Here is a 12832-nt window from a genome sequence, read left to right on the forward strand (position 1 = left end):
GCGGCTGAGGCCGCCCTTGTTGATTTTGGGGAAGAATACTATGGCAAAAGAATTTAGTCGTACCCGGCGTATCGCCCAGCAACTGCAACAGGAACTGGCGCAGGTACTGCAGCGTGATATGAAAGATCCTCGTGTAGGCATGGTCACAGTCAACGACGTGGAAGTCTCACGGGATCTGAGTTATGCAAAAGTGTATGTCACCTTCTTTGAAGAAGACCCGGTTAAGGTTGATGAAAAGCTGGCTGCACTCAACAAGGCAGCACCTTATGCCCGCACCCTGGTTGCCGGCAGAATGAAGCTTAGGGTGATGCCTGAACTGAAATTTGTCTATGACAAGTCTCTGGTCGAGGGGATGAGAATGTCCAACCTGGTAACCGAGGTTATTAATAAGGACAAGGCCAAGCAGCAAACCTTTGGCACCGAATCTCAAGACAAGGATGAGGAAAACAACTGATGGCGCGTCGTCCCAAAGGCCGTTTGGTCGATGGTATCGTCCTGTTGGATAAAGACACAGGCATGAGCTCCAACTTTGCCCTGCAAAGGGTAAAGCGGATCTACAATGCCGCCAAGGCTGGCCATACCGGCGCGCTGGATCCACTGGCGACCGGGATGCTGCCCATCTGCCTTGGCGAAGCTACCAAGTTTTCCCAGCACCTGTTGGATGCCGATAAACGTTATCTGGTGACTGCCAAGCTTGGGCAGCGCACTGATACCAGCGATTCAGATGGTGAAGTGGTGCAAACCCGGCCGGTTGAGTTTTCCATGGCCCAACTGGAACAGGCGCTGGAGCATTTTCGTGGTGATAGCATGCAGGTGCCTTCCATGTACTCGGCGCTCAAGTATCAGGGTCAGCCCTTGTACAAGTACGCCCGGGAAGGTAAAGAGGTGCCTCGGGAAGCCAGGCCTATTCACGTCTATGAGCTCAAGTTCATCTCTTGGGAGAATGACGAGCTGACGCTGGATATTCACTGTTCCAAGGGCACTTACATTCGTACTATCGTAGATGACTTGGGTGAAATGCTTGGTTGTGGCGCCCATGTGATCATGTTGCGTCGTACTCAGGTGGCGGGTTATCCCTATGAACGCATGGTTAGTCTGGCACAGCTCGAAGCCTTGCTGGAACAGGCCATGACCGAAGAGCGGGTGCCTTCCGAGCTATTGGACCCTTTGCTGCTTCCCATGGATACGGCGGTTGCCGACCTTCCAGAGTGCAATGTCCCCGATGCCATGGCCGGATATCTGCTTAATGGTAACCCGGTGCGGGTTGCTAAGTTGGAAGCCGATACTCTGGTGCGGATCACCTTGGGTGACAGCAAACGCTTTATTGGTGTCGGCATGATGAATGATGATGGTTTGCTGGCTCCCAAGCGCTTGGTAGTGTTGCCTGAGGCAAAAAGCTGAGCTTGACTTGCGATCTACAGCCCTTGGGGTTATTATGTCGCGCCCTTGGCTGAGTTAGTGATCGGCTGGGGAAACTATCAAGACTATTTTGGAGAGACACATGTCACTAAGTACTGAAGCGAAAGCGAAAATCCTGGCTGAGTTCGGCCGTGGCGAAAACGATAGCGGTTCTACTGAAGTTCAGGTTGCGCTGTTGACTGCTCAGATCAACCACCTGCAAGGCCACTTTAAAGAACACACTCACGATCACCACTCACGTCGTGGTCTGCTGCGTATGGTTAGTTCTCGTCGTAAGCTGCTGGCTTACCTGAAGCGTACCGACGTTGCTCGTTATACCGCTCTGATCCAGAAGCTGGGTCTGCGTCGCTAATCGCGAACTGTACCAAAAGAAGAGGAGGCCCAGGCCTCCTTTTTTTGTGTCTGCAATTTTGGGGAAGCGTATTTTAGCTCGTCCCTTTTCACTTAATGTCAGTCCTCTAAAACCGATTGATTACAATTCAGCTCAGTTGGCCATCCAATTTGAGGATCCTGGCAGTATGGGGGGCTATGTATTTAGCTTCAAACTCCTCCAGTGACAGCGGCTGACTGAAATAAAAGCCTTGACCTATGGCGCAATGATTTTGCTTCAGCCATTCAAGTTGCTGCTCGTTCTCAATACCTTCAGCGACAATTTTCAGATCCAATTGTCGCCCCAGCATCAGAATGGTGGAAGCTATTGCGCTCTCTTGAGGAAGATCGGTCACAAAACAGCGGTCAATCTTCATGGTGGTGATTGGTAGGTGTCTTAGGTAAGAGAGGGATGAGTAACCCGTGCCGAAGTCGTCGACGGCAATACCAAAGCCTGCCGATTTAAGCTGTTCAAGCTTGCTGATCGCCAGCTCAATGTCATTCATCAATGAGGTCTCGGTGATCTCCACCTCCAACAGTTCGGGCCTTATTTGATAGCGCAGAGCCATCTGTTTGATATCCGGTACCAGGCTGGCGTCGGCAAACTGTTGTGAAGCGACATTGACAGCGATTGGAGGACTGAAATTATAGCGTTTTTGCCAGCGCCGCAGTACCCGGCAGCTTTGCTCTATGACCCAGCGGCCAATAGGAATGATGATCCCGGTTTCTTCGGCAACCGGAATAAAGGACATGGGGCTTATCAAACGGCCGTCTTTTTGCCAGCGGATCAGTGCCTCACATCCCACCAGTTCACCGGTCTCGATATTAACTTTTGGTTGAAAGTGCAGCAGAAATTCGTTGTTGCGAATGGCATCGTGCAGCGAGGCTTCGGTGCGCAGTCTCACCGCCGCCCGCTCTGTCATCTGCTGCTTGAAGAAGGCCCATTGGTTAGAACCGGCTGCCTTGGCGCTGTACATGGCGATATCGGCGTGACGAATAAGATCTTCGGCACTCAGGCCATCTTCGGGATAGATGGAGATGCCTATGGATGCGGCCGGGTGAATGGTATGTTCATTGAGTTGCACTGGGGTGTTGAGCTGGATTAACAGCTTGTCTACAAAGTCGGCCGCCTGAGTTGGTGATTGAATCTCATCGGCCAGGATCACAAATTCATCCCCACCGAGACGGGCTACAGTTCCCTTGTCTCCGACCACCCGTTCCAGAATCCGGGCAATTCTTGCCAGAAACTGGTCACCCACCGCATGCCCCAGTGAGTCGTTGACGTTTTTGAATCTATCGAGGTCGATAAACAGCAGGCTGAAGTTGCGTTTATGTACCCGGGCACGCTGAATGGCAACGGCTATAGTTTCCAATAACAAGGTACGGTTGGGCAGGCCGGTGAGAGGGTCCCGGGTCGCCATTTTGCGCAGCTTGCTTTGGGTCTGGCTGAATTGTTTAAGGATCTGATTGAATTTGGAGGTTACCAGTCCCAATTCGTCATCTTTGTGGTTGGCTGATACCGGCAGCATGTTTTCATCCGGTGACTCAGGGTCAATTTTGTCTATTGCTTCACTGATCCGGGCGATGGGTTGGGTCAGGAAACGGTGGAACACTATGGACAGCACCAGTGTCAGAAACAACGCCCTGGCCAGGGTGGCGGCAAAACTGAACTGCAGTTGGCTGATCAGGCTTTGGGTCAACTCTCGGGTATCATAATTGATGGTGAGCGTGCCTATCAGTTGCTCTTTTTCCGCGCCTTCAAAATAAAAAGGACGTTGCAGTGGCCTTGATATCTGCTTGAGATCGCCAAACAGTTTGAGACTCAAATGTCCAAAAGTATCAGAAGGCTCAGGACGGCTGCTGCCGAGATTGACGAATAGGGAGTTGTCATCCAGGGTGATCCTGGCTGAACCGACATGCTCCACTTTCATCACGCCTTCCATTGTCTGACGCGCCAAATTGTCATCCAATGCCCAGACCGCATTGGCGGCCGGTTGTTCAACTGAGTCGAGTAACTCTTGTTGACTACTGAGCAACGATTGCCTTTCTGTGGTCACTACAATCAAAATTTCAATGATAAAAATAGCAACGGCAAAGAAAAGAGCTGTGAAAACCACCAGATTGGTTTGCTTCCAGGTGAGCGACTTGAACCTGGCGGTATTCATCTGCCTTTTCCTGCTATTATGGGGGCGAATTCTATATTCAAGGCTAGTCCAATTCGGTAGCAATGCAGCAACATGTGATTGATATAGTCCACTTTAGAAAAAAGAAGCGTCTTTGTCATCATCTGGCACTCTTTATCTATTCTAGAGGTTTGCAGTATACTTACGCGCGAAATTCAAGGTTATTAAATTAAGGAATGGGTCAAGTGAATCCAATTGTAAAAAGTTTTGAGTATGGTCAACACACAGTCACTCTGGAAACAGGGGTTATTGCACGCCAAGCCGATGCAGCCGTTCTGGCCAGCATGGGCGATACTACAGTTCTGGTGACTGTGGTTGGCAAGAAAGAAGCAGACCCAAGCCGTGACTTCTTCCCGCTGACTGTTAACTATCAGGAAAAGACTTACGCAGCCGGTAAGATCCCTGGTGGTTTCTTCAAGCGTGAAGGTCGACCATCCGAAGATGAAACACTGATCGCCCGCCTGATTGACCGTCCTATCCGTCCACTGTTCCCTGATGGTTTTACCAACGAAGTTCAAGTGATCATCACTGTGGTTTCTGTTGATCCACAGATCGAGCCAGACATCGTGGCCATGATAGGTACTTCTGCTGCTTTGGCTATTTCCGGTATTCCATTCAATGGTCCTCTGGGTGCGGCACGTGTCGGTTACATCAATGGCGAATATGTGCTGAACCCTGGTGCAGAGCAGCGTGAAAACAGCCAGCTGGATCTGGTTGTTGCCGGTACCCAGAGCGCTGTGCTTATGGTGGAATCTGAAGCCAAGGCCCTGCCTGAAGAAGTGATGCTGGGCGCCGTGGTATACGGTCACGAGCAGCAGCAGGTAGTGGTTAATGCCATCAATGAACTCAAGGCCGAAGCCGGTAAGCCTGCTTGGGACTGGACTGCTCCTGTTGCCAATGAAGAGCTGGTTGCCAAGGTTAAGGCGCTGGCAGAGGAAGGTCTTACCGCCGCTTACCAGATCATCGCCAAGCATGAGCGCCGCGATGCGGTAGTTGAAGTCAAGAAAGCTGCTATTGAAAAGCTGCTCGAGGAAAACCCTGAACTGGATCAGCGTGAGCTGGACGGCCTGCTGGGTAGCCTGGAGAAGAAAGTGGTTCGTAGTCGTATCATCAAAGGTATGCCTCGTATCGACGGTCGTGAGCCTGATATGGTACGTGCCCTGTCTGTGATGGCCGGCGTGCTGCCACGTACTCACGGTAGCGCCCTGTTCACCCGTGGTGAAACTCAGGCTCTGGTGACCTGTACTCTGGGTACCGAGCGTGATGCACAGAAGATTGACTCCATCATGGGCGAGCGTACCAACCGCTTCATGTTGCACTATAATTTCCCTCCATACTCTGTTGGTGAAACCGGCATGGTGGGTTCACCCAAGCGTCGTGAAATCGGTCACGGTAAGCTGGCATGGCGTGGTATCAACGCCGTAATGCCTTCTGCTGAAGAATTCCCATACAGCGTGCGCGTAGTATCTGAAATCACTGAATCCAACGGCTCCAGCTCTATGGCGTCTGTGTGTGGTACTTCTCTGGCGCTGATGGATGCCGGTGTACCTATCAAGACTTCAGTTGCCGGTATCGCCATGGGTTTGGTGAAAGAAGGTGATGATTTCGTCGTATTGTCTGACATTCTGGGTGATGAAGATCATCTGGGTGATATGGACTTTAAAGTGGCCGGTACCCGTGATGGTGTAACCGCACTACAGATGGATATCAAGATTGAAGGTATCACCAAAGAGATCATGGAAATTGCACTGCAGCAAGCCTATGGTGCCCGTGTGCATATCCTTAATGTGATGGACCAGGCCATTGGCTCTGCCCGTGACGATATCTCTGACCACGCTCCACGTATCACTACCATCAAGATCAACCCTGAGAAGATCCGTGAAGTGATAGGTAAGGGCGGTGCAACTATCCGCGCGCTGACCGAAGAGACTGGTACTACCATTGAGCTGGAAGACGATGGCACTGTAAAGATTGCTTCAAGCAATGCCGACGCCACCAAGGAAGCTATCCGCCGCATTGAAGAGATCACCTCTGAAGTGGAAGTGGGTCGCATCTACAAGGGTAAAGTTATCCGCATCGTTGACTTCGGTGCCTTCGTTAACATACTGCCCGGTAAAGATGGTCTGGTACACATCTCTCAAATCGCTGAAGAGCGTGTGGCCAACGTATCCGACTACCTGCAACTGAATCAGGAAGTTGCCGTTAAGGTAATGGAAGTGGATCGTCAGGGCCGTGTACGTCTGTCTATCAAGGAAGCACAACAAGCCGCTCCAGAAGCTGCCGAGTAAGCTTTCATTGCATGAGAAAAGGAGACCTTAGGGTCTCCTTTTTTATGGTTAAAACTTAAATTATCTTGGATTTGCCACCGCAGGCGGATAGCGTAGGTACGGCTGTATTGCTATGATTGAGCCTGCATTGGGATATGACAAAGGATGGATTGGATGAGTTTTAATCTGCGCGCCGCTGTGTTTTCTGTACTGGCCGGAGCCAGTTTGCTGACTTCGGGATGCGCTTCCCTGCCGGCGTCTGAAGCCAACAGTGAATTGTTGGTTGCCCCTGTTTTGCCGGACTATAAGTTGGAAGTCACTCTGGCAAAACTCAATGAAATCCTGGCCAGGGCTGAACTCACTACCGAGCAACGGGCTCGTTTTCATTATGACCGCGGCGTTATATACGACAGCGTGGGCTTGAGGATCTTGGCTCGCATCGATTTTCATCAGGCGTTGAAACTGCAACCCAACTTAGCTGATGCCTATAACTTCCTCGGTATTTATTACACTCAGGAGGGGGAGTTTGAGAGCGCTTATGAGGCCTTTGATGCGGTTCTTGAGTTGTCTCCTGAATATGATTATGCCTTCCTCAATCGTGGTATTGCACTTTACTATGGCGAGCGCAAACAGCTGGCTGCCAAAGACATGGAAAGCTTTTATCTCAAGGATGAAAGTGATGGTTACCGGGCGCTGTGGTTATATCTGATCGAATATGAGCTCTCCCCCCAGGAAGCGCTGGCAAGGTTGCAGTTTAATCGTACCCGTTTGGATGACAATGCCTGGGCGACAGTGTTGGTCGACTATTACCTGGGAGCGGTTGATGAATCTCGGGTGTTTGCCATGGCCAAGAGTGGCCTGACTCACCCCAAAGAGTATGCAGAGCGCTTGTGTGAAACCTACTTTTATCTGGCTAAGGTGGCGGCCGAACAAGGCGATAAAGATAAGGCTGCTGATTATCTGCGCCTGGCACTGGCCACCAATATCTATGATTTTGTCGAGCACAGATATGCCCGAATGGAACTGGCATTGCTGGAGCAAACGCCGGAACCTGTGCAACAGACGGCTAACTGATCTACCTTTATCTGACAATCAAAGGCCTTGCCTAGCCAAGGCCTGAGTGAGGCGCTATAATTTGCGCCTTTTTCAAGCGTCATAAGTGTACGGAAGATCATGTCAGGTATTAAAGTCGAAGTGGACAAGCGCCGCACCTTCGCCATCATTTCTCACCCGGATGCGGGTAAAACCACTATCACAGAAAAAGTCTTGCTTCATGGCCGCGCCATTCAATCTGCCGGTACAGTAAAAGGCCGTGGCTCGTCTCAGCATGCGAAATCTGACTGGATGGAGATGGAAAAGGAGCGGGGGATCTCGGTCACGACTTCTGTAATGCAGTTTCCTTACAACGACTGCTTGGTCAACCTGCTGGATACCCCAGGTCACGAAGACTTCTCTGAGGATACCTACCGTACCCTGACAGCGGTGGACTCCTGCCTTATGGTTATCGATGCTGCCAAAGGGGTTGAGGACAGAACCCGTAAGTTGATGGAAGTGACTCGGCTGCGTGACACCCCGATCGTCACCTTCATGAACAAGCTTGACCGGGATATCCGCGATCCGATGGAATTGCTCGATGAAGTGGAAAACGAGCTCGATATTCTCTGTGCTCCGGTCAGTTGGCCCATAGGTTGTGGTAAGTCTTTCAAAGGCGTTTACCATATTCACCGCGATGAAACCATTCTGTATCAGACAGGTCACGGTCACACCATTCAGGAAGTGCGGATAGTTAAAGGGTTGGATAACCCTGAGCTGGATGAAGCCGTTGGCAGCGACCTTGCAACACAGCTACGTGACGAGATGGAGTTGGTAACCGGCGCCTCCAATGAATTTGATCTTGAACTATTCTTGAGTGGTGAGCTGACACCTGTGTTCTTCGGTACCGCCTTGGGTAACTTTGGGGTCGACCATATGCTCGATGGCTTGACCGCTTGGGCTCCCAAACCTATGCCTAGGCAGACCACCGAGCGTCTGGTCGAAGCCGGAGAAGAGAAGTTTTCCGGTTTCGTATTCAAGATCCAGGCAAACATGGATCCGAAACACAGAGACCGTATCGCCTTTATGCGTATCGTTTCCGGTAAATATACCCAGGGCATGAAGATGAAGCATGTCCGCTTAGGGAAAACTATCAGTATCTCAGATGCGGTTACTTTTATGGCCGGTGACCGTGAGCGCGCCGCCGAAGCTTACGCCGGCGATATTATAGGTTTGCACAATCATGGCACCATTCAGATTGGCGATACCTTTACCCAAGGTGAAGAGTTGAAGTTTTCCGGGATCCCCAACTTTGCACCGGAAATGTTCCGTCGTATTCGTCTTAAAGATCCGCTGAAGCAGAAACAGCTGCTCAAAGGCCTGGTGCAACTCTCGGAAGAAGGGGCTGTACAGGTTTTTCGTCCTCTGGATACCAATGATTTGATCGTAGGGGCTGTTGGGGTACTGCAGTTTGAAGTGGTGGTCGCCAGACTCAAATCGGAATACAACGTGGAAGCCATCTATGAGGCTATAAACGTGGCAACCGCGCGTTGGGTCTACTGTGATGATGCCCGTAAGCTGGAAGAGTTCCAACGTAAGTGCTCCACCAATCTGGCATTGGATGGCGGTGATAACCTGACTTATATCGCTCCGACCATGGTTAATCTTAATTTATCCATGGAGCGCTATCCGGATATTGAGTTTGCCAAGACCCGGGAACACTAAATCATAAAGGTGGAGCTTGCTCCACCTTTTTTATTGGGATGTTGTTGAGAGATCTTCTGATGTTTTTTATTCAAAAATGCTGGAAAAGTTACATCCGTTTTTGCGACAGCTTGGGGTTAACCGAAGATAGTCGCCGTTGTTGTATGCCAAGGCTCAGCGATCCGCCATTAAAGAAACGTGAGCAGGAAGAACCTCTGGCAGACGAACAAAAAGAAGGAAAGCAACATGATCTTTGACTCCCATGCTCATCTGGATTTCAGTGAGTTTGATCATGACAGGCAAGCCCTCATAGCCGCGATGAAGGCTGCCGGTATTGGTGGGGCCATAATTCCCGGTGTTAGCCGTGAACATTGGTCAAAACAGAAAGCGATTGCTCACCAACTGCAACTGCCTTATACCTTGGGGATCCATCCCTGGTATTGCCCGAAAACCCTCATTGAATGTGATCAATCCCTTGCCGCACTGAGAACCGAGCTCATAACGGCGAATGACTCTTTGATGGTGGGAATTGGCGAGTGTGGTTTGGATAAACCCAAGGCAGAGCTCGCACCAGATAACCCGGCGCATGCCCCTTGGAATTTACAATACCGAGTGCTTGATGGGCAGTTGGCCTTGGCGTCGGAGTTGAAGCTGCCACTGATATTACATTCGGTGAAGACCCATAATGAACTCTTGGGAATGCTGAAACAGTATTCACTGCCGCGGGGCGGAGTGGTTCATGCATTCAACGGCTCCTACGAAACAGCAATCGCTTATCTGGAACTGGGTTTCAAATTGGGGATTGGTGGCTTATTGCTGAATAAAAACGCAAAAAAGTTACGTGACACAGTTAGCAAATTACCTCTGGATGCGCTCTTGATCGAGACGGATTCACCCTCAATGGCACCTCATTTCTTGCCGGAAAAGCGCAATACCCCTCTGACGCTGGTACAAATAATAGCCGAAATGGCGAATTTGCAGAAAAACAGCAATGTTCTAATATCAGAACACCTCCAACAGAATCTAATGCAACTATTTGAGCTTTAGTTTTTTTTAATGGAACAGGTGTAACTCGCATTACATGCGGTGACTAAACTTTTGAAAATTAACTTCAAAAACTTGATCAAAACGACGATTTTGCCCCGGAGGTCGGGTATAATCTTGCTCGGAAAAAGGTTGGTTAACAACATAATTAAAAAGCGTTAACAATAGGGTGATGGTTAATGAATATACTTATGAGCTTGGTAGGGGTGGTCACCCTACTCGCGATTGGTTTCTTGTTGTCCAACAACAAGAAAGCAATCAATCTTAGAACAGTCGGTGGTGCACTGGCGATTCAGGCCGCTTTCGGTGGCTTTGTGCTGTATGTGCCGGTCGGTAAAGATATCCTGAAAAGTATCTCCGACGCTGTTTCCAGTGTTATCGGTTATGCACAAAATGGTATCGGTTTCCTGTTTGGTGATTTGGCTAACTTTAAGGTCGGCTTTATCTTCGCAGTAAACGTGCTGCCAATCATAGTGTTCTTCTCTTCTCTGATCGCTGTGCTCTATTATCTGGGCATCATGCAGTGGATTATCCGCATCATAGGCGGCGCCTTGCAGAAGGCCCTGGGTACCAGCCGTACCGAGTCTATGTCTGCCACTGCCAATATCTTCGTGGGTCAGACCGAAGCACCTCTGGTGGTTCGTCCCTTCATTCCTACCATGACTCAATCTGAGCTGTTCGCCATTATGGTCGGTGGTCTGGCATCTATCGCGGGTTCTGTTCTGGCAGGTTACGCGCAGATGGGTGTACCGATCCAGTATCTGGTTGCGGCATCTTTCATGGCCGCTCCAGGTGGCTTGTTGATGGCCAAATTGATGCACCCAGAGACAGAAACTGCCAAGAACGACATGGATGAGCTGCCGGACGATCCTGACAAGCCAGCTAACGTGCTTGACGCTGCTGCAGCCGGTGCTTCTTCCGGTATGCACCTGGCGCTGAACGTTGGTGCTATGCTGCTGGCCTTCATCGGTTTGATTGCCATGATCAACGGTATCATTGGTGGTATCGGCGGTTGGTTCGGCATGGAAAACCTGACCTTGGAACTGATCCTGGGTTATATCTTCATGCCGCTGGCTTACCTCATTGGTGTGCCTTGGAATGAAGCCATGATTGCAGGTTCTTTCATCGGTCAGAAGATAGTGGTCAACGAGTTTGTGGCTTACATGAACTTTGCACCCTACATCCATGATGCTGCTATGGCTTGTACTACAGTTGCCGCTGACGTCACTAAAGAGTTGCCTATGTGTGTGGCTGAAACTCAGGCGCCAATGACAGCCCGTACAATGGCGATTGTCTCTTTCGCTCTGTGTGGCTTTGCTAACCTGTCTTCCATCGCAATTCTGCTGGGCGGTTTGGGTGCCATGGCACCAAATCGTCGTCACGATCTGGCTAAACTGGGTCTGCGTGCTGTGGTTGCCGGTTCTCTGGCTAACTTGATGAGTGCGACTCTGGCCGGTTTGTTCCTGGCACTGTAAGACGGTAGTGAACAGAGGCCTGAATTCGCAGGCCTCTTGTTAACCCAATCGATTTCCAAATTAGCTTTGCTTGGCTCATATGCCTATCTATGGTTGGCAAGATGAGCAGAACAAGAGTGCAGATATTTCTGGCAAGTGAGTGAAATGGGTACTTTTGTTCAAATATAAAATTAAGTGTTCGCATTTTATTTTTGTCTTTCTTGTAGTTTTGGACGGAGAAGGTAGAATGCGGGCGCCAATTAAAAGAATGCCGCTCCAAGAGGGTGGCGAGAACCAAAGATGAATGGGGTTGATGATGAAAAACGTTAAAACTTTAGCTTTAGCCGCTACCGCGGTCGCCGCCATGTCAGGCAATGCTTACGCCGCTGATCGTTCTGATCTGCACGGCAGTGATTACAAGTGGATGCAGTTCAACCTGATGTATTCTATCGGTGAGAAGCCCGATAACCCAGCTACAGGTGATCAGCACAACTACCTGGAAATGGAATTCGGTGGTCGTTCCGGTATCTTTGACCTGTACGGTTATGTTGACGTGTTTAACCTGGGTAACCAGTACACCAACGACGGTGACAAGAACCCAGGTTCAGGCAGCAGCAAGCTGTTCATGAAATTTGCACCACGTATCTCCTTGGATGCCGTATTTGGTAAAGATCTGTCATTCGGTCCAATTCAAGAAGTTTACTTCTCTACTCTGTTTAACTGGGACGGTCTGATTAACGACGGTGATGGTACAGGTGTAAACAGCTCTTTCTGGGGTGTGGGTGCTGACGTTATGGTGCCATGGCTGGGCAAAACCGGCATGAACCTGTATGGATACTACGACCTGAACAACAAAGAATGGAACGGTTATCAGTTCTCCATGAACTGGTTCAAGCCTTTCTACTTCTTCGACAACAAGAGCTTCCTGTCATTCCAGGGCTACATCGACTACCAGTTCGGTGCTGACGAAAACAAGACCGCTTTCGTACCAACATCTACCAATGGTGGTAACGTATTCTTCGGTCTGTACTGGCATTCAGACCGTTACGCTCTGGGTTATGGCCTGAAAGGCTTTAAAGACGTATACCTGATTGAAGATGGTGCCGGTGCTCTGGCTCTGGAATCTACAGGTTGGTCTCACTACCTGAGCGCGACCTACAAGTTCTAAGTTCTGATGGGGGTGACCCAATTGGGTGACCCCCGTTTTTATTTTGCTCTGACTTAATCTTTACCTAAGCCTGAGCTATAGTGAATTGGGTTCAATGAACCCGGATTAATAGCCGGAAGCTGGTTCAGCTTGTTTATGTAAAGGTTGACAGATTTCTCGCGTTAAAAGGGATTTTTCGCGGCAAGGCAAGGA

At 49.9% G+C, this 12832-nt stretch carries 10 protein-coding genes; 9 read left to right on the top strand and 1 reads right to left on the bottom strand.

Annotation, left to right across the window (positions count from 1 at the left end):
• The first annotated feature begins 40 nt into the window (after window positions 1-40).
• The 3 genes from rbfA (at window position 41) to rpsO (ending at window position 1771) form a co-directional block, all read left to right on the top strand.
• The gene (gene rbfA, locus SIL79_RS11580; protein WP_039033640.1) at window positions 41-454 is read left to right on the top strand and encodes a 30S ribosome-binding factor RbfA; all 414 of its coding nucleotides are present in this window, start codon (window positions 41-43) and stop codon (window positions 452-454) included.
• The gene (gene truB / locus SIL79_RS11585; protein WP_039033641.1) at window positions 454-1401 is read left to right on the top strand and encodes a tRNA pseudouridine(55) synthase TruB; all 948 of its coding nucleotides are present in this window, start codon (window positions 454-456) and stop codon (window positions 1399-1401) included. Before rbfA ends, truB begins: the two co-directional genes overlap by 1 nt.
• A gap of 100 nt (window positions 1402-1501) precedes the next feature.
• Complete coding sequence (gene rpsO, locus SIL79_RS11590; RefSeq protein WP_039033642.1) at window positions 1502-1771, top strand: 30S ribosomal protein S15; 270 nt, start codon at window positions 1502-1504, stop codon at window positions 1769-1771.
• A gap of 127 nt (window positions 1772-1898) precedes the next feature.
• On the opposite strand, the gene SIL79_RS11595 is transcribed toward rpsO, so the two are convergent.
• A complete protein-coding gene (locus tag SIL79_RS11595) occupies window positions 1899-3953 on the bottom strand; it encodes a putative bifunctional diguanylate cyclase/phosphodiesterase (RefSeq protein WP_039033643.1) in 2055 nt (684 codons plus the stop codon).
• A 203-nt stretch (window positions 3954-4156) separates the two neighbouring features.
• Between SIL79_RS11595 and pnp the strand changes: the two genes are divergently transcribed.
• From pnp to SIL79_RS11625, 6 genes are all read left to right on the top strand, one after another.
• Window positions 4157-6259: a polyribonucleotide nucleotidyltransferase gene (pnp, locus tag SIL79_RS11600; protein WP_039033644.1), complete on the top strand. Its 2103-nt coding sequence runs from the start codon at window positions 4157-4159 to the stop codon at window positions 6257-6259.
• 153 nt (window positions 6260-6412) lie between these two features.
• Window positions 6413-7312: a lipoprotein NlpI gene (gene nlpI / locus SIL79_RS11605; RefSeq protein WP_071475603.1), complete on the top strand. Its 900-nt coding sequence runs from the start codon at window positions 6413-6415 to the stop codon at window positions 7310-7312.
• A 99-nt stretch (window positions 7313-7411) separates the two neighbouring features.
• Window positions 7412-8995 (top strand): peptide chain release factor 3, encoded by a 1584-nt coding sequence (gene prfC / locus SIL79_RS11610; RefSeq protein ID WP_039033646.1) that lies wholly within the window; start codon window positions 7412-7414, stop codon window positions 8993-8995.
• Window positions 8996-9223: 228 nt separating this feature from the next.
• Entirely contained in the window at window positions 9224-10021 is a 798-nt protein-coding gene (locus tag SIL79_RS11615; protein ID WP_039033696.1) for a TatD family hydrolase, read from the top strand.
• 176 nt (window positions 10022-10197) lie between these two features.
• Window positions 10198-11493, top strand: coding sequence for a NupC/NupG family nucleoside CNT transporter (locus SIL79_RS11620; RefSeq protein ID WP_071475601.1), 1296 nt, complete (start codon window positions 10198-10200; stop codon window positions 11491-11493).
• 295 nt (window positions 11494-11788) lie between these two features.
• A complete protein-coding gene (locus SIL79_RS11625) occupies window positions 11789-12640 on the top strand; it encodes a nucleoside-specific channel-forming Tsx family protein (RefSeq protein WP_071475619.1) in 852 nt (283 codons plus the stop codon).
• Window positions 12641-12832 lie beyond the last annotated feature (192 nt).

The sequence above is a fragment of the Shewanella indica genome, from assembly GCF_033842865.1.
Taxonomy (GTDB): domain Bacteria; phylum Pseudomonadota; class Gammaproteobacteria; order Enterobacterales; family Shewanellaceae; genus Shewanella; species Shewanella indica.

Excerpts from the sequence above, each read along its gene's own strand:
- rbfA (WP_039033640.1), top strand. The coding sequence starts at position 41 with ATGGCAAAAGAATTTAGTCGTACCCGGCGTATCGCCCAGCAACTGCAA.
- truB (WP_039033641.1), top strand. The coding sequence starts at position 454 with ATGGCGCGTCGTCCCAAAGGCCGTTTGGTCGATGGTATCGTCCTGTTG.
- rpsO (WP_039033642.1), top strand. The coding sequence starts at position 1,502 with ATGTCACTAAGTACTGAAGCGAAAGCGAAAATCCTGGCTGAGTTCGGC.
- SIL79_RS11595 (WP_039033643.1), bottom strand. The coding sequence starts at position 3,953 with ATGAATACCGCCAGGTTCAAGTCGCTCACCTGGAAGCAAACCAATCTG.
- nlpI (WP_071475603.1), top strand. The coding sequence starts at position 6,413 with ATGAGTTTTAATCTGCGCGCCGCTGTGTTTTCTGTACTGGCCGGAGCC.
- prfC (WP_039033646.1), top strand. The coding sequence starts at position 7,412 with ATGTCAGGTATTAAAGTCGAAGTGGACAAGCGCCGCACCTTCGCCATC.
- SIL79_RS11620 (WP_071475601.1), top strand. The coding sequence starts at position 10,198 with ATGAATATACTTATGAGCTTGGTAGGGGTGGTCACCCTACTCGCGATT.
- SIL79_RS11625 (WP_071475619.1), top strand. The coding sequence starts at position 11,789 with ATGAAAAACGTTAAAACTTTAGCTTTAGCCGCTACCGCGGTCGCCGCC.